This is a genomic window from Pseudomonas sp. MF08831 (assembly GCF_059862645.1).
The window spans coordinates 128762-153645 of record NZ_JCBCUX010000006.1 but is presented as its reverse complement, the minus strand read 5'-3'; the positions used below and the strand labels follow the sequence as shown (position 1 = coordinate 153645).

Annotated in this window: 19 protein-coding genes; 13 read left to right on the top strand and 6 right to left on the bottom strand. The window is 60.0% G+C overall.

All coding sequences use genetic code 11. From position 1 onward, the window contains the following. Positions 1 to 10 precede the first annotated feature (10 nt). From AC19YS_RS14615 to AC19YS_RS14590, 6 genes are all read left to right on the top strand, one after another. Entirely contained in the window at positions 11 to 1354 is a 1344-nt protein-coding gene (locus AC19YS_RS14615; protein WP_179677543.1) for a TolC family outer membrane protein, read from the top strand. A 207-nt stretch (positions 1355 to 1561) separates the two neighbouring features. Continuing rightward, positions 1562 to 2803: a multidrug efflux RND transporter periplasmic adaptor subunit MexE gene (gene mexE / locus AC19YS_RS14610; protein WP_106578163.1), complete on the top strand. Its 1242-nt coding sequence runs from the start codon at positions 1562 to 1564 to the stop codon at positions 2801 to 2803. A 15-nt stretch (positions 2804 to 2818) separates the two neighbouring features. Continuing rightward, positions 2819 to 5998, top strand: coding sequence for an efflux RND transporter permease subunit (locus tag AC19YS_RS14605; protein ID WP_500602130.1), 3180 nt, complete (start codon positions 2819 to 2821; stop codon positions 5996 to 5998). After that, positions 5995 to 7410, top strand: coding sequence for an efflux transporter outer membrane subunit (locus tag AC19YS_RS14600; RefSeq protein WP_200624663.1), 1416 nt, complete (start codon positions 5995 to 5997; stop codon positions 7408 to 7410). Before AC19YS_RS14605 ends, AC19YS_RS14600 begins: the two co-directional genes overlap by 4 nt. A 369-nt stretch (positions 7411 to 7779) precedes the next feature. Further along, positions 7780 to 7986 (top strand): hypothetical protein, encoded by a 207-nt coding sequence (locus AC19YS_RS14595; RefSeq protein ID WP_500602128.1) that lies wholly within the window; start codon positions 7780 to 7782, stop codon positions 7984 to 7986. 79 nt (positions 7987 to 8065) lie between these two features. Continuing rightward, positions 8066 to 9037, top strand: a complete 972-nt coding sequence (locus AC19YS_RS14590) for a hypothetical protein (protein ID WP_500602127.1) — start codon at positions 8066 to 8068, stop codon at positions 9035 to 9037. Between the two features lie 104 nt (positions 9038 to 9141). Here the strand turns inward: AC19YS_RS14590 and AC19YS_RS14585 are convergent, their stop codons facing one another. Next, positions 9142 to 10152 carry an AraC family transcriptional regulator gene (locus AC19YS_RS14585; protein ID WP_500602125.1) on the bottom strand — a complete coding sequence of 337 codons (1011 nt, stop codon included), beginning with the start codon at positions 10150 to 10152 and terminating at the stop codon, positions 9142 to 9144. 168 nt (positions 10153 to 10320) lie between these two features. On the opposite strand from AC19YS_RS14585, the gene efeU reads away from it, so the two are divergent. The 4 genes from efeU to efeO (AC19YS_RS14565) are packed head-to-tail and all read left to right on the top strand — an operon-like array spanning position 10321 to position 14546. After that, positions 10321 to 11166 (top strand): iron uptake transporter permease EfeU, encoded by an 846-nt coding sequence (efeU, locus tag AC19YS_RS14580; protein ID WP_106578070.1) that lies wholly within the window; start codon positions 10321 to 10323, stop codon positions 11164 to 11166. A gap of 10 nt (positions 11167 to 11176) precedes the next feature. Then, positions 11177 to 12379, top strand: coding sequence for an iron uptake system protein EfeO (gene efeO / locus AC19YS_RS14575; RefSeq protein WP_200624660.1), 1203 nt, complete (start codon positions 11177 to 11179; stop codon positions 12377 to 12379). A 14-nt stretch (positions 12380 to 12393) separates the two neighbouring features. Continuing rightward, on the top strand, positions 12394 to 13701 hold the full coding sequence (gene efeB / locus AC19YS_RS14570) for an iron uptake transporter deferrochelatase/peroxidase subunit (RefSeq protein ID WP_200624659.1): 1308 nt from the start codon (positions 12394 to 12396) through the stop codon (positions 13699 to 13701). Positions 13702 to 13727: 26 nt separating this feature from the next. Beyond that, on the top strand, positions 13728 to 14546 hold the full coding sequence (gene efeO, locus AC19YS_RS14565; RefSeq protein WP_106578068.1) for an iron uptake system protein EfeO: 819 nt from the start codon (positions 13728 to 13730) through the stop codon (positions 14544 to 14546). Positions 14547 to 14621: 75 nt separating this feature from the next. On the opposite strand, the gene AC19YS_RS14560 is transcribed toward efeO (AC19YS_RS14565), so the two are convergent. From AC19YS_RS14560 to pssA, 3 genes are all read right to left on the bottom strand, one after another. Further along, positions 14622 to 18815, bottom strand: a complete 4194-nt coding sequence (locus AC19YS_RS14560) for a hypothetical protein (RefSeq protein WP_500602122.1) — start codon at positions 18813 to 18815, stop codon at positions 14622 to 14624. Next, positions 18736 to 19542 (bottom strand): hypothetical protein, encoded by an 807-nt coding sequence (locus tag AC19YS_RS14555; protein WP_500602120.1) that lies wholly within the window; start codon positions 19540 to 19542, stop codon positions 18736 to 18738. Before AC19YS_RS14555 ends, AC19YS_RS14560 begins: the two co-directional genes overlap by 80 nt. A gap of 180 nt (positions 19543 to 19722) precedes the next feature. Beyond that, entirely contained in the window at positions 19723 to 21066 is a 1344-nt protein-coding gene (gene pssA / locus AC19YS_RS14550) for a CDP-diacylglycerol--serine O-phosphatidyltransferase (RefSeq protein WP_106578066.1), read from the bottom strand. A 125-nt stretch (positions 21067 to 21191) separates the two neighbouring features. Between pssA and AC19YS_RS14545 the strand changes: the two genes are divergently transcribed. Continuing rightward, positions 21192 to 21755 carry a TetR/AcrR family transcriptional regulator gene (locus AC19YS_RS14545; RefSeq protein WP_119740671.1) on the top strand — a complete coding sequence of 188 codons (564 nt, stop codon included), beginning with the start codon at positions 21192 to 21194 and terminating at the stop codon, positions 21753 to 21755. Positions 21756 to 21807: 52 nt separating this feature from the next. Further along, positions 21808 to 22302, top strand: a complete 495-nt coding sequence (locus tag AC19YS_RS14540; RefSeq protein WP_500602119.1) for a nuclear transport factor 2 family protein — start codon at positions 21808 to 21810, stop codon at positions 22300 to 22302. A gap of 47 nt (positions 22303 to 22349) precedes the next feature. On the opposite strand, the gene AC19YS_RS14535 is transcribed toward AC19YS_RS14540, so the two are convergent. Together AC19YS_RS14535 and AC19YS_RS14530 are read right to left on the bottom strand one after the other, a co-directional pair. After that, the gene (locus AC19YS_RS14535; protein ID WP_500602117.1) at positions 22350 to 23507 is read right to left on the bottom strand and encodes a PQQ-dependent sugar dehydrogenase; all 1158 of its coding nucleotides are present in this window, start codon (positions 23505 to 23507) and stop codon (positions 22350 to 22352) included. 12 nt (positions 23508 to 23519) lie between these two features. Continuing rightward, on the bottom strand, positions 23520 to 23834 hold the full coding sequence (locus AC19YS_RS14530; RefSeq protein ID WP_200624656.1) for a hypothetical protein: 315 nt from the start codon (positions 23832 to 23834) through the stop codon (positions 23520 to 23522). 184 nt (positions 23835 to 24018) lie between these two features. On the opposite strand from AC19YS_RS14530, the gene ku reads away from it, so the two are divergent. Further along, a complete protein-coding gene (ku, locus tag AC19YS_RS14525) occupies positions 24019 to 24870 on the top strand; it encodes a non-homologous end joining protein Ku (protein WP_119740677.1) in 852 nt (283 codons plus the stop codon). Positions 24871 to 24884 lie beyond the last annotated feature (14 nt).

The window sequence follows — 24884 nt, the reverse complement described above, 5'->3', positions numbered from 1 at the left end:
GCACCTACCCTTGCGTATTCCAGGGCTGCATCTAAAACACCTCACCCTGCTCACCTGCCTGGGCGGGCTTGCCCTCGCCTGCTGCCCGACCTACGCGTCGGCAGAGGACTTGTACCAGCTATATCAAAAAGCGCTGAGCCACGACATGAAGTTCGCCGCCGCCCAGGCCCAGCAACTGGCCACGGCGGAAAAAGAACCGCAAAGCCGCGCCAACCTGCTGCCGGACTTGTCCGTCACGGGCGGCGCCGCCTGGGTCGATGCCGAGGATTCCAACGATTACCACCGTAACCGCAACAACACCAATGCTTACGCGGTGGTGCTCACTCAGCCGCTGTTGCGCTGGCAGAACGTGATCGCCCACGACCAAAGCAAATTGCTGATCAGCGCCAGCGAGGTGCAGACCGAACAGGCGCGCCAGGACCTGATGCTGCGCGTGGCCCGCGCCTATTTTGAGGTATTGCTCAACCAGGAGCTGTTGAACACCCGCACACAACAACTGCAAACCTTGCAGGAGAGCCAGGACCGCACACGGCGTTTACTGGCCGACGGCGCCGCTACCGCCAATGCGCTCGAACAGGTGCAGGCCAAGTACGACCAGGCCTTCGCCGAGCAGATTGCCGCACGCGGCGCGCTGGACATCGCCACTGAAACGCTGACCCAATTGACCGCCGCTCAGGCGCGGCCGTGGTCGGGCAAGGAGCCGCAATTCAGCGCCCCGGTGCCTGCGGCCATCGGCGAATGGGCAAGCACCGCGCAACAAGGCAACCTGGCCGTGCAGCGTGCGCAGATCACCCAGCGCCTGGCCGAAATGGACATCGACAAGGAACAGGCCGGCCACTTGCCGACCCTCGACCTGATCGCCGCCCACGGCCGCTTTGCCTCGGTGGGTGGCGATGTGTACGACGTCACGCTGCCGGAAAACCGCTATAACCAGACCGTGGTCGGGGTCAAGTTGAGCGTGCCGCTTTACGGCGGTGGCCGCACCAGCAGCCGCGTGCGCGAAGCCCATGCGCTGCAAAGCAAGGCCCTGGATGAGGTTGAAGACGCGCGCCGCAACGCCGGGTTGATGGCGCGCCAGGCGTACCTGCAAGTCACCAGCGGCATGAGCCAATACCAGGCGCTCAAGCAGGCGCTCAAGTCCAGCCAGGTTAACCTGGCGTCGGTCACCCACGGCTTTGAAGCCGGCTCACGCATCAACACCGACGTGCTGGATGCGCAGCAGAAAGTCACCGACACCCAGCAGCGTTTGGCCCAGCAGCGCTACAGCATCTTGCTGGCCCAATTGAACCTGCTGGCCTCCACCGGCAACCTGAGCGAGGTGCGTTTGCGCGAAGTCAGCCGCCTGCTGGACTGAAAAACCGCGCGGGCGTTCCTTGCAGCCCGCGCAACAGTCTTTTGTCATCACTCCTATTGATAGCTCCCTAACGAAACCCGCATCCTAGAGGGCTAATCTCGCGCTTATATCATTCCGAATGATAGTTACCTTTGCTTCATTCGATTCGTGACATAGCACCTCGCCGCGCATGATCCGCCCATCTCAATACATTGGCGGATGCACTTCATGGAACAGTCACTCAAACATTTGCGCTTCCCCTTGGCGATTTTGGCCGTGGTGGTGATGAGCGCATGCGGCAAGACCCCGGAACAAGCGGCCGCCATGCCTCCTGCGAAAGTCAGTGTGGCCAAGGTGCTCGAACAACCGGTCAACGAGTGGGACGAATTCACCGGTCGCCTGGAAGCTCCGGAAACCGTGCAGATTCGTCCGCGCGTGTCCGGCCAGATCGATCAAGTGGCCTTCACTGAAGGCGCCCTGGTGAAAAAGGGCGACTTGCTGTTCCAGATCGACCCGCGTCCGTTCCAGGCTGAAGTGCGCCGCCTCGAAGCCCAGCTTGCCCAAACCAAAGCCGCCGCCACCCGTAGCGATAACGAAGCGCAACGTGGCGACCGCCTGCGTCAGAGCAATGCGATCTCCGCCGAACTGGCCGACTCGCGCACCACCGCCGCCCAGGAAGCCCGCGCCGCAGTGGCCGGGATTCAGGCGCAGCTGGACCTGGCCAAGTTGAACCTGAGCTTTACCCGCGTGACCGCACCGATCAGCGGCCGTGTCAGCCGTGCCGAAATCACCGCCGGCAACCTGGTGACCGCCGACGTCACCGCGCTGACCAGTGTGGTCTCCACCGACAAGGTCTACGCCTACTTCGACGCCGATGAGCGCGTGTACCTCAAGTACACCCAGCTGGCGCGCGAAGGCCGTCGCGGTGCAACCACTCCGGTGTACCTGGGCCTGTCCAACGAAACCGGCAACCCGCACCTGGGCCAGATGAACTTCGTCGACAACCAGGTCAACCCGGCCACCGGCACCATCCGTGGTCGCGCCGTGTTCGATAACAGCAAGGGCGAATACACCCCAGGCCTGTATGCACGCTTGAAGCTGGTCGGCAGCGGCACTTACTCCGCCGTGCTGATCAACGATGAAGCCGTCGGCACTGACCTTGGCAAGAAGTTCGTGCTGGTGATGGACGGCGACAAGCCTGCGTATCGCTCGGTGGAACTGGGGCCGAAGATCGAAGGCCTGCGCATCGTGCGCAGCGGTTTGAACAAGGACGACACCATCGTCGTGAAGGGCTTGCAGCGTATTCGCCCGGGGTCGCCGGTTGCACCGGAAACGATCCCGATGGCCAGCAAGGAAACCCTCGCCGCCTTGGCACAACAACGACAAGCGCTTGAAGCCAGCAACCTGGAACAAGTGGCGCCGGATAAAGCCGCGCCCAAAGTTGCCAGCGTCGCGACTCCACGCGGTTAAGGGATACAACTCAAGATGAATTTTTCCAAGTTCTTCATTTCGCGGCCGATCTTCGCAGCGGTGCTGTCGCTGTTGATCCTGATTGCCGGCGCGATCTCGCTGTTCCAGCTGCCGATCAGCGAATACCCGGAAGTGGTACCGCCGACCGTCGTGGTACGCGCCAACTTTCCGGGCGCCAACCCTAAAGTCATCGGTGAAACCGTGGCCGCTCCGCTGGAGCAAGCCATCACCGGCGTCGAGAACATGCTGTACATGTCCTCGCAGTCGACCGCCGACGGCAAACTGACCCTGACCATCACCTTTGCCCTGGGCACCGACCTGGACAACGCGCAGGTACAGGTGCAGAACCGTGTGACACGGACTCAGCCAAAACTGCCTGAGGAAGTGACGCGCATCGGTATCACCGTAGACAAGGCGTCTCCCGACCTGACCATGGTGGTGCACATCACCTCCCCGGATCAGCGCTACAACATGCTCTACCTGTCCAACTACGCGATCCTCAACATCAAGGATGAGTTGGCGCGGCTGGGCGGTGTGGGCGACGTGCAGTTGTTCGGCATGGGCGACTACTCCCTGCGTGTGTGGCTGGACCCGAACAAGACCGCCTCGCGCAACCTGACCGCCACGGATGTGGTCACGGCCATTCGCGAGCAGAACCGCCAGGTGGCGGCCGGTGCATTGGGCGCGCAACCTGCGCCCAATGACACCAGCTTCCAACTGTCGGTCAACACTCAGGGCCGCCTGGTCACTGAGGAAGAGTTCGAAAATATCGTGATTCGTGCCGGCGCCAACGGCGAAATCACGCGGTTGAAAGACATCGCGCGGGTTGAGCTGGGTTCCAGCCAGTACGCCCTGCGTTCGTTGATCGACAACCAGCCGGCTGTGGCGATCCCGATCTTCCAGCGCCCGGGCTCCAACGCCATCGACATCTCCAATGAAGTGCGCGCCAAGATGGCGGAGCTGAAACAGAGCTTCCCGGAAGGCATGGATTACCGCATCGCCTATGACCCGACGGTCTTCGTGCGCGGTTCCATCGAAGCCGTGGTTCATACCCTGTTTGAAGCACTGATCCTGGTAGTGCTGGTGGTGATCCTGTTCCTGCAGACCTGGCGCGCGTCGATCATTCCGTTGGTGGCAGTGCCGGTTTCGTTGATCGGTACCTTTGCGGTGATGCACCTGTTTGGCTTCTCGCTCAATGCGCTGTCGCTGTTCGGACTGGTGTTGGCGATTGGTATCGTGGTGGACGACGCCATCGTGGTGGTGGAGAACGTCGAACGTAACATCGAGTTGGGACTGGAACCGTTCCCGGCCACTGAAAAAGCCATGAGCGAAGTGACCGGCCCGATCATCGCCACTGCGTTGGTGCTGTGTGCGGTGTTCATTCCGGCAGCGTTTATCAGCGGCTTGACCGGGCAGTTCTACAAGCAGTTCGCCTTGACCATTGCGATTTCGACGGTGATCTCGGCGTTCAACTCGCTGACCTTGTCCCCGGCCCTGGCTGCCGTCTTGCTCAAGGGTCATAACGCCCCCAAGGACCGTTTTTCCAAGGCACTCGACAAGGTGTTCGGCGGCTGGTTGTTCCGTCCGTTCAACCGATTCTTCGAGAAGGCCAGCCATGGTTACGTCGGCACCGTACGCCGGGTGATTCGCGGCAGCGGCATCGCGCTGTTCCTGTACGCCGGGCTGATGGTGCTGACCTGGTTGGGTTTCGCCCATACCCCCACCGGTTTCGTACCGGCCCAGGACAAGCAGTACCTGGTGGCCTTCGCGCAATTGCCGGACGCCGCGAGCCTGGACCGCACCGAAGATGTGATCAAGCGCATGTCGGACATCGCCATGAAGCAGCCGGGCGTGGAAAGCGCGATCGCCTTCCCCGGCCTGTCGATCAACGGTTTTACCAACAGCCCGAACAACGGCATCGTGTTCGTGACCTTGAAGCCGTTCGATGAACGTAAAGACCCGAGCCTGTCGGCCGGCGCGATTGCCGGTGCACTGAACGGCAAGTACAGCAGCATCGAAGAAGCCTACATGGCGATCTTCCCGCCGCCGCCGGTACAGGGCCTGGGCACGATTGGCGGGTTCCGTCTGCAGATCGAGGACCGTGGCAACCTGGGTTACGACGAGCTGTACAAAGATGTGCAGAACGTCATCACCAAAAGCCGTGGCGTGCCTGAGTTGTTCGGCCTGTTCACCAGCTACACGGTCAACGTGCCGCAGGTTGATGCAGCCATCGACCGCGAAAAAGCCAAGACCCACGGCGTGGCCGTCAGCGACATCTTCGACACCCTGCAGATCTACCTGGGTTCGTTGTATGCCAACGACTTCAACCGCTTCGGGCGTACCTATCAGGTCAACGTGCAGGCCGAGCAACAGTTCCGTCAGGATGAAGACCAGATCGGCCAGCTGAAAGTGCGTAACAACAAGGGCGAGATGATCCCGCTGGCGACCTTTATCAAGGTCAGCGACACCTCGGGCCCGGACCGCGTGATGCACTACAACGGCTTTATCACCGCTGAAATCAACGGCAACGCCGCACCGGGCTACAGCTCCGGCCAGGCCCAGGCCGCGATTGAGAAACTGCTGAAAGAGGAACTGCCCAACGGCATGACCTACGAGTGGACTGACCTGACTTATCAGCAAATCCTCTCGGGCAACACCGCGCTGTTCGTGTTCCCGCTCTGCGTACTGCTGGCGTTCCTGGTACTGGCCGCCCAATACGAAAGCTGGAGCCTGCCACTGGCGGTGATCCTGATCGTACCGATGACGCTGCTGTCGGCCATTACCGGGGTAATCATCTCGGGCGGCGACAACAACATCTTCACCCAGATCGGCTTGATCGTACTGGTGGGCCTGGCGTGTAAGAACGCGATTCTGATCGTCGAATTCGCCAAGGATAAACAGGCCGAGGGGCTCGACCCACTGGCCGCGGTACTGGAAGCCTGCCGCTTGCGTCTGCGCCCGATTCTGATGACCTCGTTCGCGTTCATCATGGGCGTGGTGCCCCTGGTGTTGTCCAGCGGTGCCGGTGCCGAGATGCGTCATGCCATGGGTGTGGCGGTGTTCTCCGGGATGATCGGCGTGACCTTCTTCGGTCTGTTGCTGACGCCAGTGTTCTACGTACTGATCCGTCGCTATGTGGAGCGCCAGGAAGCGCGCAAAGCGGCCAAGGCCTTGAAGCTGGAGACACAGCAATGAGCGTGAAAGTATTCCTGCCGAGCTTGCTGGTATTGGCGCTGAGCGCCTGTGCCGTGGGCCCGGACTACAAAACCGAGAAATTGGAGGCGGCCAACATCACGGCCGCCGCCGACACCAAAAGTTATGACCACGCCAAGTACGAAGGCATCTGGTGGCAGCAGTTCGACGACCCGACCCTCGACCAACTGGTGACCCAGTCGTTGAACGGTAACCGCGACTTGCGCGTAGCCTTTGCCCGTCTGCGGGCGGCGCGTGCAATTCGCGATGACGCGGCCAACGACATCATGCCAGTGGTCACCAGCCGTGCCAGCAGCGACGTGGGCAAAGGCCAGATCCCGGGCCAGACCACCAAGCGCGTCAACAGCGAGCGCTACGACCTGGGCCTGGACATGGCCTGGGAAGTGGATTTGTTCGGCCGCATCCGCCGCAACCTGGAAGCCAGCGATGCTGACCAACAGGTTGCCGAAGCCGACCTGTACCAACTGCAAGTCACCATGATTGCCGAGCTGGTGGACGCCTACGGTCAACTGCGCGGTGCGCAATTGCGTGAACGCATCGCCCTGGACAACCTGAAGAACCAGCAGGAATCGCGCACCATTACCGTCAGCCTGCGCGATGCCGGCGTCGGTGATCAGCTCGATGTGGAACGCGCCGACGCACGCCTGGCCGCGGTTGAAGCCAGCGTGCCGCAACTGCAGGCCGAGCAAGTGCGCGAGCGTAACCGCATCGCCACCCTCCTCGGCCAGCGCCCCGACAAGCTGACTGTGGACCTGAGCCCCAAAGACCTGCCGGCGATTGCCAAGGCGTTGCCCATTGGCGACCCGGGGCAGCTGCTGCAGCGTCGTCCGGACATCCTCAGTGCCGAACGCAAACTGGCGGCCGCCACCGCGCGTATCGGCGTGGCCAAGGCCGACCTGTTCCCACGGGTCAGCCTCAGCGGCTTCCTCGGCTTTACGGCCGGACGCGGTTCGCAGATCGGGTCTGCCGCAGCGAATGCCTGGTCCCTCGGCCCAAGCATCACTTGGGCGGCGTTTGACCTGGGCAGCGTGCGAGCGCGGTTGCGCGGCGCGAACGCCGAGGCCGATGGCGCCCTGGCAACCTATGAGCAACAAGTGCTGCTGGCGTTGGAAGAATCGGAAAATGCTTTCAGTGATTACGGCAAACGCCAGCAGCGCCTGGTCTCGCTGATCCGTCAGAGTGAATCAAGTCGCGCGGCGGCCGACCTTGCGGCGATCCGCTACCGCGAAGGCACGGTGGATTTCCTGGTGCTGCTTGACGCGCAACGTGAGCGTCTGGCCGCTGAAGACTCCCAGGCCCAGGCCGAAGTGGACTTGTATCGCGGGATTGTCGCGATCTACAAGGCCCTCGGTGGTGGCTGGCAGCCGGACACGGTGGTCGCCAGCAGTAAATGATGTAAAGCGCTCCTTTGGTTGGTCGCATCCAGCCAATTTTTAGCCCCACGCCCCCTTCGGTCGTGGGGCTTTTTTTGACTACTCCGCTGCTAAAAGCGCTATCGCATAGGCTACACAGGACATGCCAACGACAACACCACCAATAAATTCATCGGTTTAACGATGTTACCAAGGATCTATTGGGTACTGTCTATGACTCTCATCCTTTCACGCCAGCAGGTGTTGAGGTAGAAAAAGCAGGTGAGGTACCTAAGTACTTGAACAGAAAGCCGGATCAAACAGTTGAAATATTTTTGCTCCCCTCTTGGTAACAATCCAAAATTCTGTTGAAATCACAGGCTCGTTGAAATATTTAACAATGGATGGTTTATGGCGCTTTTTAAAAATGAAGCAGCAATGCAGAGCTGGATGGAGAAACAGCTAAAGTGCGTTGATGGCTTTTCAGAGCTACTCATTTCAAGTGATGTTCCACCGCCCACAACAACGGAAGAGGAGTCTATAACGAAGAGCTATGAGTTCTGCTTAAAAGCGCTCAACCAAAATATAGTCATTTCCGCCAACGAAAATATCCCTTGATCCCTCAGACATACTAAAGCCAGATTTCATTCTTTACTCCACCGAGAGTGAAGCCGTAGTAATTATTGAACTGAAAAACTTGGCTGGCCCCTCGCGACAAGCAGGCACCGAGCTAGGCGCCTATACTGCTGAAATCAAACAATACCTCCCTCTTATTGCTGGCTCTGACGTACTCAGCATTGTCGTATCCACGCATTGGCCAGCTTTACTCAAACATTATATATTTAATGAAATAGTGTGGGGGAACAAGTGTGTTTTATGCCTAAGACCGATCGAACAAAACAAAGAAATCATGTTGGAGTTAGTCCCGCCTAATGAAATGATAGAGGGAAGTCTCGCTGTCTCTTTAAGCGAGGAGCATTTAGGAGGATTCCATGTATCACTATATGATATGAACCTCTACTCCGGTGGCGCGAGAAACCGTATTGACATCTACATTGAGCAAATGAAAACAGCAGCTAAGTATGTCGCTGCCAAAGGGCGAGAACAGGGCAATAACGGCTTTGCTTTTTTATGGAAAAATGAACGCAAAGATACGCTAGCACCATACTTTATCACGATCGTCAATATCGCCCCCTTTAAAATGCTCGAACGTTTTGCTCATACTATTGACATTCCAAACAACTCAATTTTAGATAGAATTATAAAAAACGTCATCATCGAATACTCTCCCGATGGGCACGGCGCATCAATCGGCGCTCAATCTGAGGATGCAATCCAGTTTCTTAGTACATTTTGTTCCGCGCAAGCAGAAGGTTTTCTAAGCTGGCCGGACCTCAAAGCCTTCATGATGGAGTCTTCAAATTTAATTTCTTTCGAGGCTTGGGGTATATTTGAGAAAACGTTATTTAGCGAACTTGAAAAAGAGTATGCAGGGGGCAATATAACACTTAGGTCCAACGACCCCAACCTGGGATTAAAAGCGTTAAGCAAAGTCATTGATAGTAATTATAATTACACTGATTTACGATATTTCTATACCGACTCACTCGAGGACGAGGACGAGGATTGCTTTCTTCGTTGCAATGACAGCACAGATGAAAAATTTTAATCATTTGCCCCCCTCTGCGTGATAATGCATCCGGGCGATGCCTTCGCAAACAAGCTAACTTCCGCAGAAGAACACACCTGTAGTGTCTCATTTTCCTCGCACCTTCAACTCGCCTCATTCAGGATCAAACTACGGTAATGCCCGGGATTGGATCCCGACCACTTGCGAAATGCCTTGTAGAACGAACTGGCATCGGCAAACCCCAGCCGCGCAGCAATCTCGGCAAAGCTGATATTCGCTTCGGCCAGCCAGACGATCGCCAGTTCCTTGCGCACGCTGTCCTTGAGCCCTTGATAAGTCTGGCCCTCATCTGCCAGACGGCGGCGCAGGGTCGAGGCGGAAATACACAGACTGGCCGCTAGGCCGTCGGTTTCCGGCCACAGGTCGGGCGACATCTGGCGTAGATCGTGCTTGATCCGCGTGGCGAGGCTATCCGGGTCGCGGTACTTGACCAATATGTTGGCCGGCGCATGGGCAAGAAAGCGCTTGAGTTCTTCCGGGCTGCGCTTGATCGGCAGGTCCAGGCAGTCTGCAGAAAAGATCATGCGTGTGCGCGGCCGATCAAAACGCAGGTTGTCAGAGAACATCACCCGGTAATCGTCGTAAAAGTCCGGCTGCGCACAGCGCAGCTCAATCGCAAGGATCGGGATGCGCCGGCCGGCCAGCCAACAGGCGACGCCGTGCACAATCATCCAATAGGTGAAGTAGGTAAACGCGCGTTTGGGCGCAGGTTCAGCCAACACGATTTCCGCCAGGCTCTGTTGGTGCACCAACTGCGCGGGCATTTGCTCAAGCATCAGGGACAGAAACCCCAGGCCGGTTTGCAGGGCCGCGCCCAGATTGGGTTGCGCCATGGCGGCGCGGCACAGGAACGCCAGGCTGCCGGACTTGAGCTTGCGCGGGTCCATCCCAAAAAATTCATCATCCGTGCGCCGCGCCAGCAACCGCCACAAGCGCGCGTAAGCGGTGGCCGGCACGCGGGCACCGGGCTGCTCGAGCCAGGCCGGATCAATCCCGACCTTGCTCAACGCTTCAACCGTGGCCGCCCCCGGCGCGCAGCTCTGCAACAGGGCTTCGCGCACGAGGTGGATGGAAATGCTGTCTTTTTCCGACATGGGAAATGGGCTTATCGGCTGTACATGAAGATGGGGTGCATCATAAGGGCGGTTGCGATTCGCCACCACCGTTCAGCCGCAGTTCAGCAAAGCGCAACATTGCCTGTTTAGTAATGAGTATCATTATGTTACAAATTAGCATCCTATCCAGTCATGATGCGGTGCCGAATGCTCGTTCCCTTTCTAATCATGCTGCGCGAAGGCATTGAAGCAGCATTGATCGTTGGCATCATCGCCAGTTACCTGCAACAAACCGGCCGCGGTCAGTGGATGCCCGCAGTATGGATCGGCGTGTTCCTCGCCGCTGCCCTGGCCCTGCTGGTGGGCGGTGGCCTGGAGCTGGTCAGCGCCGAATTCCCGCAAAAACAACAGGAATTGTTCGAAGGTGTGGTCGGCCTGGTGGCCGTCGGCATTCTCAGCTCGATGGTGTTCTGGATGCGCAAAGTAGCGCGCTCCATCAAGCATTCCCTGCACGAATCCCTGGACCACGCGCTGGCCGGCTCCAAGCATCAGGTGATCGCGCTGATTGCCATGGTGTTTTTCGCCGTGGCCCGTGAAGGCCTGGAGACGGTGTTCTTCCTGCTCGCGGTGTTCCAGCAGAGCGAAGGCCCGGGCGCGCCGATTGGCGCCCTGCTCGGCCTGATCCTGGCGATCGTCGTCGGTTTCCTGATCTACACCGGCAGCATGCGCTTGAACCTGGGTGCGTTCTTTCGCTGGACCGGCTTGTTCATCCTGGTGGTGGCCGCCGGCATCCTCGCCAACTCGGTACAAGCCCTGCACGAAGCCGGGGTGTGGAACCACCTGCAAACCGTCTTGTTCGATTTCAGCGCGACACTGCCGATGGATGGCCCGTTGGGCTCGGTGCTGGCCGGGATGTTCGGCTATCAGGATGCACCGACCATCAGCACCCTGGGCGCGTATCTGATTTACCTGGTGGTGGCGCTGGTGATGTTCTTCCTGCCGTCCGCCCCACCCAAGCCTGTCGCTAACACCTCTTCCGTTTCCAGCCAGTAAGGACCGTCTCTTGTCCAACCCAACCCCTCAACCGGCTCTGCCTTCCCGCGCCTTGCGCTGGGCGGTGGCCGGCTCGGTGGTCGTGATGATCGGCGCCGGTGCGCTGTTCTATTACGCCTCGCAATTGGCCGCCGCCAAACGTCAGACCAACCACAATGAAATCGCAGTGACCATCCATGGCCACGCCTGCGAACCCAACGCGTTGACCGTGCCCGCCGGGCACGCGAGCTTTCGCATCATCAACCGCTCCGACCGCGCAGTGGAGTGGGAAATCCTCGACGGCGTGCTGGTGATCGAGGAGCGCGAAAATATCGCCCCCGGCCTGAGCCAGGTGATCAACGCCAACCTGCTGCCCGGCGACTATGCAATCACCTGCGGGCTGTTGAGCAACCCGCGCGGCACGTTGCACGTGACGCCGACGGCTGAGTCCGACGCCCAGGCCAAGGCCAAGCCGTCGATGGTGGCGTTTATCGGCCCGCTGTCGGAGTTCCGCGTGTACCTGAGCGGCCAGGGCAGTGCGCTGGTCAAGGCCGTTACGGCGCTGGCGCAGGCCATTGAAGCCGGCGACCTGGCTCAGGCGCAGGCGCTCTACGTGCCAGCCCGTGAGGCCTACCAGCGCCTGGCGCCGGCTTCGCAACGCCTGGCCGAGCTGGATAACGCCATCAACGCACGCGCCGACTACTTTGAAAAACGCGAGCAAGACCCGGCGTTCAGCGGCTTCCATCGCCTCGAATACAGCCTGTTCCAGCAGCACAGCCTGGAGGGCCTGGCCCCGATCGCGCAACGCCTGGTCGCCGACGTCACCACGCTCAAGCAACAACTGCTGGCCCAATCGCTGCCGCCGGAACAACTGGTGAGCATTGTGGTGCGCAACCTCAACAGCCTGGCGGATGTACGCGCCGCCAGCGGTGAAGAGGAACGCTACAGCCACATCGACCTGAATGGCTTTGCCGCCAACCTGGAAGCCGCCCACAAGGTGGTCGAGCTGATGCGCCCGTTGCTGACCAAATCCGCAGCTGACCTGCTGCCGAAAATCGACAGCGCCCTCGCCGCCTTCGATACCGCGCTCAATGCGTTGAAAGTCGACGGCCAGTACAGCCGCTACGACAGCGTTACGGCCGATCAGCGCAAGCAGATCGCCGACAAGGCCAAGGCTCTGGCCGTTGCACTCGATGGAATCGACCCCGCCCTTGGCCTTTCCGGCCTGCAGTGAAGACGACCTACTACATGAGTGATTCAGAACAGTTTTCCCCGCAACGTCGCCGTGTCCTGTTGGGCATGGCGGCCACCGGCGCCGCGATTGCCGGCAGCAGCTTGAGCTGCCCGGCCATGGCGGCTGCGGCGGCCGAGCAAGTCACCACTGCACCGCGCAGTGACAAGACGCAGGACCACCAGGATTTTTTCGGCAAGCACCAGAGCGGCATCGTCACCCCACGCCCGGCCTGCGGCATGCTGGTGGCATTCGACGTACTGGCCACTGATCGCGAAGACCTGGAGCGTCTGTTTCGCACATTGAACGAGCGCATCAGCTTCCTGATGACCGGCGGCACCGTGCCGCAGGTCGACCCGAAACTGCCGCCTACCGATTCCGGCATTCTGGGCCCGGTGGTCACGCCGGATAACCTGACCATCACCGTGTCCGTCGGCGAGTCGCTGTTCGATGAGCGCTTCGGCCTCACCGCCGTCAAACCCAAGCGCCTGAGCCGCATGGTCGGCTTCCCCAACGACGCATTGGAGCCGGCGCAGTGCCACGGCGACCTGAGCCTGCAGTTCAGCTCAAACACCCCGGACACCAATATCCACGCCCTGCGCGACATCGTCAAAAACTTGCCGGACCTGTTGCTGGTGCGCTGGAAACAGGAAGGCAGCGTGCCGCCGCAGGCGCCAGCCAAACCCGGCGAGCCTGCGCAGAGCGCGCGTAATTTTCTCGGCTTTCGTGACGGTTCGGCCAACCCGAACTCCAACGACGACAAGGCCATGGACCAGATTGTCTGGGTGCAGCCCGGCAGCGACGAACCCGCCTGGGCCGCCAACGGCAGCTACCAGGCCGTGCGCATCATCCGCAATTTCGTCGAGCGCTGGGACCGTACCCCGCTGCAAGAGCAGGAAAGCATTATCGGGCGCATCAAACCCACCGGCGCGCCCATGGATGGCGACAAAGAAACCCAGGTTCCCGACTACAGCAAGGACCCGGAAGGCAAGCTGACCAAGCTCGATGCTCACATCCGCCTGGCCAACCCGCGCACCCCGCAGACTCAGGCCAACCTGATCCTGCGTCGGCCGTTCAACTACTCCAACGGCGTCAACAAAAACGGTCAGCTGGACATGGGGCTGTTGTTCATCTGCTACCAGGCTGACCTGGAGAAAGGCTTTATCAGCGTGCAAACCCGGCTCAACGGCGAGCCTCTGGAGGAGTACCTCAAGCCAGTCGGCGGCGGGTATTTCTTCACCTTGCCAGGGGTCACCGGGCCTGCGGATTTCATCGGGCGCACGCTGCTCGCTGCAACGCACCCTCAAACCACTGCCAACACCTAAAACAAACCAGAGCGGAAAAACGTCCCATGAAGAAGTCGACTATCGCGTTGTCGTTGTTAATGACCCTCTCGCCGCTGGCAGCATTCGCCGCTACCGCGCCTCTGGACCTGGTAGGCCCGGTGTCGGACTACAAGATCTACGTCACAGAAGAAATCGGTGAGCTGGTCACCCAGACCAAAGCGTTCACCGACGCCATCAACAAGGGCGACCTGGCCACCGCCCAGAAGCTCTACGCCCCGACCCGTGTTCACTATGAGTCCATCGAGCCGATCGCCGAGCTGTTCAGCGACCTCGACGCCTCGATTGACTCGCGCGTTGACGACCACGAAAAAGGCGTGACCGCCGAAGACTTCACCGGCTTCCACCGCATCGAGTACGTTCTGTTCTCCGAGAAGACCACCAAAGGCCTCGAAGCGCTGACCGCCAAACTCAACACTGACGTCAACGACCTGAAAACCCGGGTTGACGGCCTGACCTTCCCACCTGAGAAAGTGGTCGGCGGTGCTGCTGCCCTGCTGGAAGAAGTGGCTGCCACCAAGATTTCCGGTGAGGAAGACCGTTACAGCCACACTGACCTGTATGACTTCCAGGGCAACATCGACGGCGCGAAGAAAATCGTCGACCTGTTCCGTGGTCAGCTCGAGAAGCAAGACAAGGTCTTCCTGACCAAAGTCGACAAGAACTTTGCTGCCGTGGACAAAATCCTGGCCAAGTACAAAACCAAGGACGGCGGCTTTGAGACCTACGACAAAGTGAAGGAAAACGACCGCAAGGCCCTGGTAGGCCCGGTCAACACCTTGGCTGAAGACCTGTCGACCCTGCGCGGCAAACTCGGCCTGAACTGATAAAAAACCCCAGGCCCTGCACTTGAGCCCGTGCAGGGTCTGGGGCCTATTCAGCGTAGCGTCGGATTTGCCCTCTTAGACGGCCAATGGGGTTGTCGATTTGAAGTCTGGCAACGGCGTGGCATCCGCCCTCCCCGTTTTTGGATTGATCGCATACCAGAAGCCATTGACCCTGGACGCGACCACGGCGACGCCCTGGCTGGTTCCAGCCACGCCCGTCGGCGCAGGCGCGGGTGCAGGATCCCACCCTCCCGCCAACCAGTAAGCCCTCAACTTCTCCTCAACCGTGAGCAAGTGGGGCGCGGCCTTGCCCAGCATCGAAGCACTGGGGGCCAGATGCGATAGTTTGAACAGGCCCTTGATAGCGGCATTTACCAATTGCGCATACCCGTCCGCCGGATTCATCACCGCACTGGAGAACAACGCCGATTCCTTGACGAAATTGAAGGCCCTGTCGCCAAAGCTCGCCACCGGCTTTGTCCAGGCAATTTTGGGCCTGGCCGGCGCCACAGTGCTGCCCAGCCGGCGAACCAGACCGCCTACCGGGTTGGGCGTGAGCGTCTTGGCCGTGCGCAGCAATGAGCGGGCCTGGCCTCCCGCGCCGATAACCAGCCCGCCCACGTCCAACGACAAGGCAAACAGGCCCTTGCCGATATTCCCGTCCGCAAACTCCTGATAAGCCCCCACGAACGGCACAAGCCCCTTCAAGATGGCCTTGTCACGACCCAGGACTTCCCGCTTCTTTTCCAGCGGCAGTGTGCCCTCGGCCCGTTGCAGCAGCGCGTCGTCGCTTTCATATAAATTACGCTCGGCAATCAGCGTCACGATGCGTTGCGTCTTCGCCGATGCAAAGGTGTCCGTGATGACACTTCCCACTGCACCACCGGCCGCGGGCGTGTCGCCGACAATCGGATTGCCGATGCTTTCAACGATGACTCTGGATGAGACATTCGGCCGGGACACGGTGCCTTTCAAGTAGGCGTCAAAGTCCACATTCAGCTCGAAACCTGCGGTGAAGGCGGTCGTGTAGATGCCGCTCAACCCCAAGGGATTGGGCTTGCCGGCAAGCACATCGCCCAGCCGCAGGTTATTGGGGAGGTCGGTGCGCTTGGTGATCTTGCCATTGGCAAACACTTCGAAGTAACACACCGCCTTGCCCAGTTCGACCCTCATCAATGTCCCTTGCCGCCCCCGGACCGCCTCTTTATCCGCATCGGTCTGCTTGACCGGAGGCAGCCCCGTCTCCCCTCGCAAGGAGAACAACCTGACCACGCTTTCGGGGTTGTTCAGAAGCTGACGATCGGGCAGCGGGAGCTTGGCAAACATGAGTTTGAGCTGGGTTGCGTAAGCTTTTTTGAGCGTCGCGGTGTGCGCATCGACTGCGGTTTTCAGCAGGGCCTTCAAATCGGGCAGCCTGCGAATTCGTTCATCAAGTTCGGCGCGTTTGTCGGCGGGCGCCTCGATGTCCAGGTTGAGTTGATAGGGGCTGGATCGGGGCCGGACCAACCTTTGCGGCATGTCGCTTCTGAGTACCCACTTGCCAGGTATCAAGTCGCCGGTCATGTACGTTTCTACAAGCGAGCGTGTACGCGGTTCGGAAATGGGCAGGTTGCGTCGGGCGCTGACATCGGCAATCAATACCTTCATGCCCTCCAGCTGGCTGGGCGTGCTTGGCGCAAACACCTTGAGCAACTCCCGGAGTGCAATCGCCTTGCGCGCCGGTACTTCTGCCACGGCGTTCATTGCATCGTTGACCTCCTGGCGCTGTTTGAAGAACGCCTGGCTGGCTTTGTTGATCGCCGACCGCGGGTGTTCTCCTCCAGCGGCTGCGGGAATCACACCATTGAGCACCGCCCAATCCAGCAAAATCTTCATGGCGCCCAATTGCATCAAGGTGGCCTGTGCTTCGCTGGTAGGGGCCAGCGCAGCCAGATCGCTGATGTGTGCCTCGTTCATCATGCGGCTGGTCCCTGGCGCCTTGAGCTCCGCCATCTCGCACCCCAGGCGCAGTTCCATCCAGGCAGGCGTGCCGATCCGTATTTCCTTGGGCACCTCCTGGACGAGAAACTCGGGCGCCATCTGAGCCAGACGGATCTGGGCCGCCAACACCGCAAGTTTTGGCTCAAGCCCCCGCTCAAGCTGCAGGTGTTTCTCCAGGTCCCGACGTACCGCAGTCAACGTGCGGCCCATATTGCCCGGTTGGTAAAGGCTATAGCCGCCAATGTAGCCCGGCGCTGCAGGGCCATCCGGCTCTGCGTGCAAGGTAAGTGCGGCCACGGCCAACTGTTGGCGCACCGTTTGGGGCGTTGGCGATTGCCGCCACTTCAGAACATAAGCCAGGTCGTCACCAAAGTTCAGCGCATCGGGGCTGCCGAGAAATTTTTCCAGGTGTTCAGCCGGATGCTGTTGCAGCGCCTCAAGAGTGGTCTGACCAAGGTAATTGAAACGGCTCACGGCCGAGCCACTCAGACGCTCGCCAGCCTGGGCCTTGAGGATGGCTTTGTCGCTCGGGGTCAATTGGCCGGGGGACCACGGGGCCTGCAAAAGCCCGGAGTAATCGCCGAGCGCCGGCGCGGGCGGCAAGGCGCTGCGCAGCCACCGCACCATGTTGCGCGTCTCGCCAGCGGTCCGGGGTGAGCCCAATCCCTTGTGGTCCAGCATCTGGCGGATGTCGTAATAAGGCACCGAGTACAGGGCGTTTCCACGCGACTGGCTCATGTTGACCAAGTGGCGCAGTTCAAGGTCGATGCCGCGCTCGCCAGTGAGGCGGCTGCTCAGGTCTATCCACTTCCCCTGCGGGAGCCGGTGTTCGAATTTGCCTTCGGAAACCCGGAACGGCTGCCCTGGCCAAAACAGGCCCTGGCGTTGCAGAGGCGTGCGCACGGCAGGCAACTCGGTGAACCTCTGCAGGCTCGCCCGCGCCGCATGATCGCCCATCACCATCGGTGAGCTCGCCGACGGTAGCACCGGCTCTTCTGACCAGTCCCACGGCGTATCGTCAGGCGCGTTCTTGACCTGGTTTTCCAGATAGTCGGCCAGGTAGGCACGTTCATCCAGGTCACCGATCGCTTGTCGCACGCCCTCCACGCGCGTGTTGATGAGCCGATACTGGTCGGCGGGCATCACCAGCCCGGTGGTCTGCAGCTGCGTCATCAACCGCTCCCGGTCCCCAGTCCAGACCGGCTCGGGCAAACCGTAAGCCTGCAGGACAACGGAAGTGGGCACCCACGACTCACCCTCCGCCAGGTAATAAATACCCTTGTCGGCCGGGTCCAGCACCTCCCTGATCAAGCGCAGCTTCGCGCTGACTTGCCACCATCCGGAATCGTCCGCGGTGCTGAATGTAACCGCGGTGCGCACGCCGTCGCGGTTGATGAAACCGCTGATACTGTCCTTGTGCAGCCTGAGCCCCTGGGTTTCCAACCCCTTGCTTTTGAACCAGGACTGCAGCTCCGGCTGGGCCAGGACGTGCCGGTAAACGTCCAACGCCGCCGCCATGGACGTCCCCTGCGGGACCTCGACAATGGAATAACCCGTGTGCATCGAGCTGAGCAGGTCGTTACCAAACGCGGCGTCAACAGACACACGGTCCGGGTTTTCAGGGCGTGAGGAAGGCAGAGTCCAGTGGGGAGGCGATGGTGGCAGGTTGTTGCTCAGGCCGGTGATGGCCGAGTAAATGTGCGCATGCGTACTGGGTGAGCCCAGCCCGGAAAACGCCAGGAACTGACGCGCATCATAAACAGGCTGCGAGTACAGGGTGTTGCCGATCGGCCCGGTCATCTCGACGAGTTGCTTGAAGCCGCCCTCAAGGGCACGGATAGCGGCTTTTTCGGCCGGGCTGCCGCCTGCGCCGACCTTGCTGATCTCATCCTGCAGCATACGGCCCAACGAAAACCATTGAGTATCACGCTGGCGTATTTCCAGGTCGCCCTCGAAAACCCGGTAGATGTTGTCGCCGCCGCCGAAGCCGATCTTCTCGATAAATGTCTTGAACGATGGCGACGCCAGCCATGCGATAAAGCGTTCGCGAGGCAGCCGGCTGTTTTGCGCCAATGTCGACTCAGGCTGAACCATTGCAGGCTGGTCGCCCAGATTGAGTGTGCCCTCCTCCTTCGCGTCCCTGATCAGGTTCTGCAGTTGAGACGCCAGGTTCACCCGTGCGTCAATGTCAGCGTTTTTTTGCTGAAGTTCACCGAACTGCTGGCGCCAGAACAGGCGTTTTTCGTCGGTTATCGCGGGCCAGCCCGCGCTCTTGAGCAGCTCGCCCAACGGCTGTCTTTCTTTGTCGGAATGGGGGGGGGTCTACGCCGTAGAAATGAAAAACCGCGTCCAAATCACGGAACGGCGCTTTTTTCCTGCCGGGCAGCAATACCCCGAAAGGATCAGGCGACAACTTGTCGGCCGCCTCGGTCACTTTCGCCCCGACCTCGCCCCAGCCTGATTCGTCTACAGCGGTAAACCTGCGCCTGACCTTTACACCGTTGACCGACACGGTGCCTTCCACGCCGTCACTGAAAACACGCACTGTGGCCACGTCCACGCCATTGGCCTTGAACCAGGCCTGCACCTGTGGCGCCCATGCAGCATTGCTGAGCGCGTCAATAAATGGCCGGATCGAGGCGTTACGCGCAAAGGGCTGGTCTTTGATGTCGCCAGTCATCAACCAGTGAATGAGGGTTTGTTGCAGTTTTCCATCCGCCCTGCGTGCGTCGACGTCCTGCGGAAAGCTTCTGCCTGCACGCTCAGCTTCGGCCGAGTGGCCAGTACTTGCCGATGAGTTTTCGCGCTTGTAGCGCAGTGCCGCCTGTTCAAACCTGGCTTGTGTCAGTTGCCCGTCCAACCGGCGTGACGCGCCTGCCAGTGACGCTTGTTCAGCGTTGCGGGAACTGTCCTGAGAGGTGGGTGCGGCCGGGGAAGCACGCGGTTCAGTTTCACCGTGTAGGCCTGATGGGACAGATGAAGGCGTGGGCGTACGAATCAAGGAAATGGTCGACATTTCAAGCTCTCTTCACGTTTGACCGCAAGAGTTCTAGTCCTTAAGAACCGTCGACAAAAAGACTACGAGAGAACCCGAAGGCCAGGTGTAGGAGAGTTCTCAATCTGTCGCTGAACCTAGCCTGGCGGGCGAGCAGCCGGGCTTGAATCAGGCCCGGCTGCTGCTCTATGCCATGAGGGCTTACAAGATGCGGTACAGCAGCCGCTCGATGCGCACCCGGCTGACCCGTCGCAGGAACTTGCCGACAGCCGGCGGATAGTCCACCAGGGTCTGCAGCTGCTGATACCCTTCGATGCGCGTGGTGTGCTGGAAAATCTGCGCCAGTTCGGTACGCCGCGGCTCCAGCCATTGGCCGCGCGGGTCATCGATGAGCAACGCGTTTTCCAGGTCGAGTCGGAACGCTCGTGGGTTCAGATTGTTGCCGGTGAGCAAGGTGTAGCGCTGGTCAACCCACATGCCCTTGAGGTGATAGGTGTTGTCGCCGTCGCGCCACAGGTGCAGGTTCAACTGGCCGCTGTCGATCATCGGCTGATGGCGCTTGGCGAAACGGCGCAGGCTGATTTCATACAAATAAGGCAACGCCGCGATCACCTTGAACGGCTCGCTGGGCGGGATGTAAAAGTCGTTGGCGGTTTTGTCGCCAACAATGATGTCGATCTTGACCCCACGCGCCAGGGCGCGATTGATTTCACGGGTCACCGGCAGTGGCAGGTTGAAATACGGCGTGCAGACAGTCAGCTGATGCTGGGCACTGGCGATCAACTCAAGGATCACGCGGTTCAGAGGGTTGTTCTTGCCGACGCCGAGCAGTGGGCTTACCAACAGGTGGCCGTTGGGCAACAGCCCCGCAGTGGTGTCATACGCCGCATGCTTGAGGCGGCTGCGCAAATCGCCGATATCGTTGCGCAGGCTGCGGGTGGTAGGCGGGTTCGGCAGGTCCAGGCGATGCACGGCCTTGGAGGCAATCAAGCCGTGCTCCAGCAAATGCTGCATCGAGTCGGCCAGCGCCTGGCTGTGGATCAGGTGGTAGCGGTCAAAACGGTACTTGTCGAACTTGTGCAGGTACACGTTATTCAAGCTGGCGCCGCTGTACAGCACGCTGTCGTCGATCACAAAACCCTTGAGGTGCAACACGCCGAACAGTTCGCGGGTCTGCACCGGCACGCCGTACACCGGCACTTCGCTGGCGTGGCGTTGGGTCATGGCCTGGTACCAAGCACTGTTGCCGGGTTGCTTGCCTGCGCCAATCAGGCCGCGCTGGGCGCGCAGCGAGTCAACCACCACGACGATGTCCAGCGCTGGCCGTGCAGCCTTGGCGGCGTGCAAGGCATCGTAGATCTCCTGACCGGCTTCATCCTGCTGCAAGTAGAGCGCAACGATGTAGATGCGCCGCGTGGCCTGGGGGATTTTCTCCAGCAGGCAACGGCGAAACGCATCGGCGCCGGACAGCACGTCGATCGACTCGGGAGACAGTGGGAAACCACGCAGTTTTGGCAACAGGGAGCGTTTGAAGAACGACGGCATAAGGCTCGCAATGGGTCGAATCCGAAGGGGCCCCGAGCTTACACCATGGGGCAGCTCAGGTCTCGTCGCCCGCGATGGAAAAAAGTTAATTGACCATGGAGAACGATCGTTCTACTGTGCGCAGCATGAATGAATTAATCAGCAACGATACCCGCGATATTATCCTCGATGTCACCGAAAAGTTGATCTATCGCCATGGCATCGCCGCCACCGGCATGGACTTGCTGGTGAAAACCGCGGGCGTCTCGCGCAAAAGTATTTACCGGTACTTCGCCAATAAAGATGAATTGGTGATTGCCGCCCTGCACCGCCGCGATGAGCGCTGGATGCAATGGCTGCGCAGCGAAGTCGAACGCAGTGAAGGCAGTGGAGAACGCCTGCTGGCGCTGTTCGACGCCCTCAAGACATGGTTTGGCTCGGCAGACTTTCGCGGGTGCGCCTTCATCAACACCAGCGGTGAAACCGGCGACCCGCACGACCCGGTACGCCTGCTGGCCAAGGCGCATAAACAAAAACTGTTCGATTACGCACTGCAACTGTGCAAAGCACATGGCACCCCCGACCCTGAACAGCAGGCCGCGCAACTGCTGATCTTGATCGACGGCGCCATTACCGTTGCCCTGGTGATGGGTGATTCAACAGCTGCTGATAATGCGCGCTGCATGGCGCGAACGTTATTGCAACTTTGAACGCATCAACTGAGCAACTTTCGATACACCTAATTGTTTTCAGGAGCTGCCCATGTCATCCAAGGCACCGTCATCCGACGCAGACGCTCGCCCGCCGCTGCCACCGTTCACCCGCGAGTCGGCCATCGAAAAGGTTCGCCTGGCCGAAGACGGTTGGAATTCCCGCGACCCGCACCGCGTATCGCTGGCCTACACACTGGACACGCAATGGCGCAATCGCGCTGAATTTGCGCACAACCGCGAAGAGGCCAAGGGTTTTCTGACCCGCAAGTGGGCTAAAGAGCTGGACTATCGGCTGATCAAGGAATTGTGGGCCTTCACCGGTAACCGTATCGCCGTGCGCTATGCCTACGAATGGCACGACGATTCCGGTAACTGGTTCCGCTCCTACGGCAATGAAAACTGGGAATTCGACGAAAACGGTCTGATGGCCAACCGCTTTGCCTGCATCAATGACATGCCGATCAAGGCGAGCGACCGCAAGTTTCACTGGCCGCTGGGTCGGCGCCCGGATGATCACCCGGGGCTGTCCGACCTCGGGCTTTAAGCCGGTTGCGACGCGAAATGTGGGAGCGGGCAAGCCCGCTCCAGCATTTAATCCTGATTCAGACCGACCCGATACAGCACACCATTATCCTCATCAGTCAGCACATACAGAAACCCATCCGGCCCCTGCCGCACATCGCGGATGCGCGCTTTCAAACCTGCGAGCAAACGCTCTTCATGGATCACCTTGTCGCCGTCGAACTGCAAGCGGATCAACTCCTGGCTGGCCAGTGCGCCAATGAACAGGTTGTGCTGCCACGCCTTGAAGCGGTCGGCGTCATAAAATGCCATGCCACTGATCGCCGGTGATTTCTCCCAGACGTGATGAGGCGCCACGGTGCCTTCCACTGTCTTGCCCTTGGCCTCGGGAATCGGTGTCAGCGAATAATTGATGCCGTGGGTCGCCAACGGCCAACCGTAATTGTTGCCGCGCTCGATGATGTTGATTTCATCACCACCGCGTGGGCCGTGTTCGTTTTCCCAGATGGTGCCACTCCAGGGGTTCAACGCCAGGCCTTGCGGGTTGCGCTGGCCGTAGGACCATATCTCGGGGCGTACACCCTGTTGGCCAACGAACGGGTTGTCCTCTGGCACGCGGCCGTCCGGGAAGATCCGCACCACTTTGCCTTGCAACTTGTCCAGGTCCTGGGCGGTCGGGCGATCATTGTTTTCACCCAGGGTCACGAACAGGTAGCCATCGCGGTCGAAGGCCAACCGCGAGCCAAAGTGATTGCCGGTGGACAGCTTGGGCTCCTGGCGCAGGATCACTTTGAAGTCCTTCAGGCCGCTCAGGTCATCCGCCAAGCGCCCGCGTCCGACGGCAGTGCCGGCCTTGCCACCCTCGCCGCCGCCTTCGGCGTACGACAGGTAGACCATGCGGTCCTGCTTGAAGTCCGGCGACAGCACCACATCCAGCAAACCGCCCTGCCCTTTGGCCCACACTTGGGGCACACCGGTCAACGGTGCAGAAAGCTTGCCGTCGGGGCTGACAAAACGCAGATGACCTGGGCGTTCGGTCACCAGAAAGCCTTGCTTGTCCGGCAGAAACGCCACTGCCCAGGGATGGTCGAGGCCTTTGACGATTGGAGTCGCGGTGATGCTGCCTTGTTCGCTCGGGAATTGCTGGGCATCGGCGGCGTAAACCGCCGCCAGTGGCAGCAGCGTGGTTGCGCAAATAGCGGCTAGAAGGGTTTTGCGTAGCAACATAAGACGGAGTCCTTACCGGCGATTGCCGTTGGCATCATAGGTGGGAGCTTTGGTTTCGGTTGTGGGACGGCTCGGGGCGGCCTCACGTTTGGGATAGCGATTGCCAATGCCGCCGTTTTCCACGGTGGGTGCGGGGCTGGTCGGCGCGGTCTGAATTCCCCGTGTTGCCGGCGCATTGGGCTGGGTGCCCTGCATGCTGTTGGGGTTGGCCCGATGAATAGGGCTGTTGTTGGAGTCGTAGCTGCCAGGCAGGTTTTGCGCCTGGGCCAATGGCGTGAGCGCCAGGCCCAACGCCAGTACTGCAAGGTGACGCACACAGCTGTTCATGACAAAGCCTCTCTTGGGCGAGTGGTACGTGCTTTCGATAACACGCTACGCCTTGGGTTCGGCTTTCGACACTAAATTGTTTCTCATGAGGTGTAACACAATCTGTCCGCGCATCTGCTCGCCGAAACTTTTCCCGGCGCCTGTGAGTCACCAGAACACAGTCTCTTCTCAAGGAATTGCAGGCATGCCAAGGGCAATCTGGAAAGGCGCGATCAGCTTCGGCTTGGTCCACATCCCGGTATCACTGGTCTCAGCCACGTCTTCCCAAGGCGTTGATTTTGACTGGCTGGACAAACGCAGCATGGACCCGGTCGGCTACAAGCGCATCAACAAGACCACCGGCAAGGAAGTCACCAAAGAGAACATCGTCAAGGGCGTAGCGTTCGAGAAAGGCCGCTACGTGGTGCTCAGCGAGGACGAAATTCGCTCGGCGCACCCCAAGTCGACCCAGACCATCGAAATCATCGCCTTTGTCGCCAGCGACCAGATCCCGCTGCAAAACATCGACACGCCCTACTTCCTGGCCCCGGATAAACGCGGCGGCAAGGTCTACGCACTGCTGCGCGAAACCCTGAAAAAAACCGGCAAGGTGGCCCTGGCCAATGTGGTGCTGCACACCAAGCAGCACCTGGCGGCATTAATGCCGCTGGAGTCGGCGCTGGTGCTGGTGATGCTGCGCTGGCCTGCCGAAGTGCGCAGCCTGGACGAACTGGAACTGGGCAGCGACGTCACCCAGCCGAGCCTGGCCAAAGGTGAGCTGGACATGGCCAAACGCCTGGTGGAGGACATGAGCGCCGACTGGCAGCCCGACGAATACCGCGACAGTTTCCAGGACAAAATCATGGCGCTGGTGGCCAAGAAGGCCAAGGCCGGCAAGATCGAAGATGTGGAAAGCCAGGAAGGCAGCGAAGAGCGCAAATCGGCGGATGTCATTGACCTCACCGAATTGCTCAAGCGCAGCCTGGCCGGCAAGCCCGCCGCCAAGCGCGCGACGAAAAAGCCTGCCGCGAAGAAATCCGCCAAAAAGGCCTCTTGAGCCCGTCATTTGCT

What these genes read in the sequence shown, in the direction of transcription:
- mexE (WP_106578163.1), top strand. Translation starts at nt 1,562, where the DNA reads ATGGAACAGTCACTCAAACATTTGCGCTTCCCCTTGGCGATTTTGGCC.
- AC19YS_RS14605 (WP_500602130.1), top strand. Translation starts at nt 2,819, where the DNA reads ATGAATTTTTCCAAGTTCTTCATTTCGCGGCCGATCTTCGCAGCGGTG.
- AC19YS_RS14600 (WP_200624663.1), top strand. Translation starts at nt 5,995, where the DNA reads ATGAGCGTGAAAGTATTCCTGCCGAGCTTGCTGGTATTGGCGCTGAGC.
- AC19YS_RS14595 (WP_500602128.1), top strand. Translation starts at nt 7,780, where the DNA reads ATGGCGCTTTTTAAAAATGAAGCAGCAATGCAGAGCTGGATGGAGAAA.
- AC19YS_RS14585 (WP_500602125.1), bottom strand. Translation starts at nt 10,152, where the DNA reads ATGTCGGAAAAAGACAGCATTTCCATCCACCTCGTGCGCGAAGCCCTG.
- efeU (WP_106578070.1), top strand. Translation starts at nt 10,321, where the DNA reads ATGCTCGTTCCCTTTCTAATCATGCTGCGCGAAGGCATTGAAGCAGCA.
- efeB (WP_200624659.1), top strand. Translation starts at nt 12,394, where the DNA reads ATGAGTGATTCAGAACAGTTTTCCCCGCAACGTCGCCGTGTCCTGTTG.
- efeO (WP_106578068.1), top strand. Translation starts at nt 13,728, where the DNA reads ATGAAGAAGTCGACTATCGCGTTGTCGTTGTTAATGACCCTCTCGCCG.
- AC19YS_RS14555 (WP_500602120.1), bottom strand. Translation starts at nt 19,542, where the DNA reads ATGTCGACCATTTCCTTGATTCGTACGCCCACGCCTTCATCTGTCCCA.
- pssA (WP_106578066.1), bottom strand. Translation starts at nt 21,066, where the DNA reads ATGCCGTCGTTCTTCAAACGCTCCCTGTTGCCAAAACTGCGTGGTTTC.
- AC19YS_RS14545 (WP_119740671.1), top strand. Translation starts at nt 21,192, where the DNA reads ATGAATGAATTAATCAGCAACGATACCCGCGATATTATCCTCGATGTC.
- AC19YS_RS14540 (WP_500602119.1), top strand. Translation starts at nt 21,808, where the DNA reads ATGTCATCCAAGGCACCGTCATCCGACGCAGACGCTCGCCCGCCGCTG.
- AC19YS_RS14535 (WP_500602117.1), bottom strand. Translation starts at nt 23,507, where the DNA reads ATGTTGCTACGCAAAACCCTTCTAGCCGCTATTTGCGCAACCACGCTG.
- AC19YS_RS14530 (WP_200624656.1), bottom strand. Translation starts at nt 23,834, where the DNA reads ATGAACAGCTGTGTGCGTCACCTTGCAGTACTGGCGTTGGGCCTGGCG.
- ku (WP_119740677.1), top strand. Translation starts at nt 24,019, where the DNA reads ATGCCAAGGGCAATCTGGAAAGGCGCGATCAGCTTCGGCTTGGTCCAC.